Source organism: Polynucleobacter sp. 35-46-11 (assembly GCF_002281105.1).
In genome coordinates, this window is the sequence record NZ_NCFJ01000513.1 from 1 (window position 1) to 1,772 (window position 1,772).

2 protein-coding genes are annotated in these 1,772 nt (G+C 44.2%); both read left to right on the forward strand.

Translation table 11 applies throughout. From position 1 onward, the window contains the following. A partial coding sequence (locus B7Y67_RS17050) for a helix-turn-helix transcriptional regulator (RefSeq protein ID WP_293599650.1) occupies positions 1-358 on the forward strand: 358 nt, incomplete at its 5' end. A 147-nt stretch (positions 359-505) separates the two neighbouring features. Then, positions 506-1,772, forward strand: a 1,267-nt coding sequence (locus B7Y67_RS17055) for a YdiU family protein (protein WP_293599651.1), incomplete at its 3' end; no start/stop codon positions are given.

The window sequence follows — 1,772 nt, forward strand, 5'->3', positions numbered from 1 at the left end:
TATGTTGCAGCGCTTGGATAAAACTGCTTTTGGTATTAATGCACCAGGTATTGTAATGTTTATCTTTGAATCAAAACGGGATATTGAGTCCTATTTTGCTGATATCTCACGTATTTTTGGCCTGACAAAAGCCGAGGCCAGACTTACACTTTCGATTGTGAACGGTATGACCGCAACTGAATATGCTGCAAAATACGATATTTCTATCAATACGGCTTACAGCCAAATTAAAGAAGTACTTGCCAAAACAGGGGCAAGACGACAAGCTGAGCTTGTCAAACTAGTACTTGAGTATGCGCCTGGATATGAGAGAAGAAATCACAAAATTACTTTAATACAACCAGATCGTCGTTGCTAAGCGCAGCAACTTCTTAACAACGTGCGCAGATTTTTATAGCGCACACAAGCCTAAATAATTCAACCTAACGGCACCAAATACGGATTCTGATTGCGAGCCTATATTTATTAAACTAGTATCCTAGTAATTTAGTAAACTATAGCGCATATGAAAACTGCATCCACTTCCGGCATAGATACATTCGGCTTTAATTTCGACAACAGCTACCTACAGTTGCCGAGCAGTCTTTACCAAAAAACTCATCCCACAACGGTCAAAAACCCGGCGATTGCAATCTTTAACCAACAGCTGGCACAAACGCTTGGTTTAGATAGCGAAGCCTTGATAAGCAATGGCGCTGCGTTTTTATCCGGCAATAAAATTTTCGAAACGGCTTGTCCAATTGCTCAGGCCTATGCGGGGCACCAGTTTGGCGGTTTTAACATATTAGGCGATGGGCGCGCAATTTTACTGGGTGAACACATAACACCTGATAAGCGACGTGTAGATGTGCAACTGAAAGGCGCTGGTAGAACCGCTTACTCGCGCTCTGGTGATGGACGTGCGGCACTGGGTCCGATGCTGCGCGAGTATATTATGAGTGAAGCCATGCATGCACTCGGCGTGCCCACCACAAGAAGTCTAGCAGTCGTTTACAGTGGAGAAATGGTGTTCCGTGATGATGCATACCCGGGTGCAATTCTGACACGGATTGCAGATAGCCATATTCGGGTGGGCACGTTTCAATATAGCGCCGCCATGAATGATATGCAGGTATTGAAGGCTTTGGCTGATTACAGCATACAACGTCATTTTCCTGACATTATTGATACAGATAATCCATATCCAGCTTTGCTTGAGCGCGTGATTGAAAGCCAATCCAAGTTAATTGCGCAATGGATGCATGTAGGATTTATTCATGGTGTAATGAATACCGACAACATGAGCCTGTGTGGTGAAACGATTGATTACGGACCATGTGCTTTTATGAATCAGTACGATCCAAAAACAGTATTTAGCTCAATAGATACGCAAGGTCGGTATGCGTTCGGCAACCAAGCACCTATCGCGCATTGGAACTTATTCCGCTTCGCAGAAAGTTTATTGCCGTTGCTGAACACTGATGAAGAACAGGCCGTGCTGATAGCGCAAGATTTGCTGGCAGAATTTCCAAGCAAGTTTTTAGATCATTGGTTAGCGGGCATGCGTAAAAAACTAGGCTTGTTTAACCAAGAGTCGGAGGATATGCAACTGGCTGAAGACTTACTCATGTATATGCAAAAAAACCAGACGGACTACACCAATACCTTTAAAGCACTTGGCACCAGCGCACTAGACCACATGCCCATTTTTCAGGATACGGGCTTTCAAGATTGGCTTAAACGATGGACAGCTCGACTGTCGAGACAACATCAGGATTTCGCACAATCCGCAC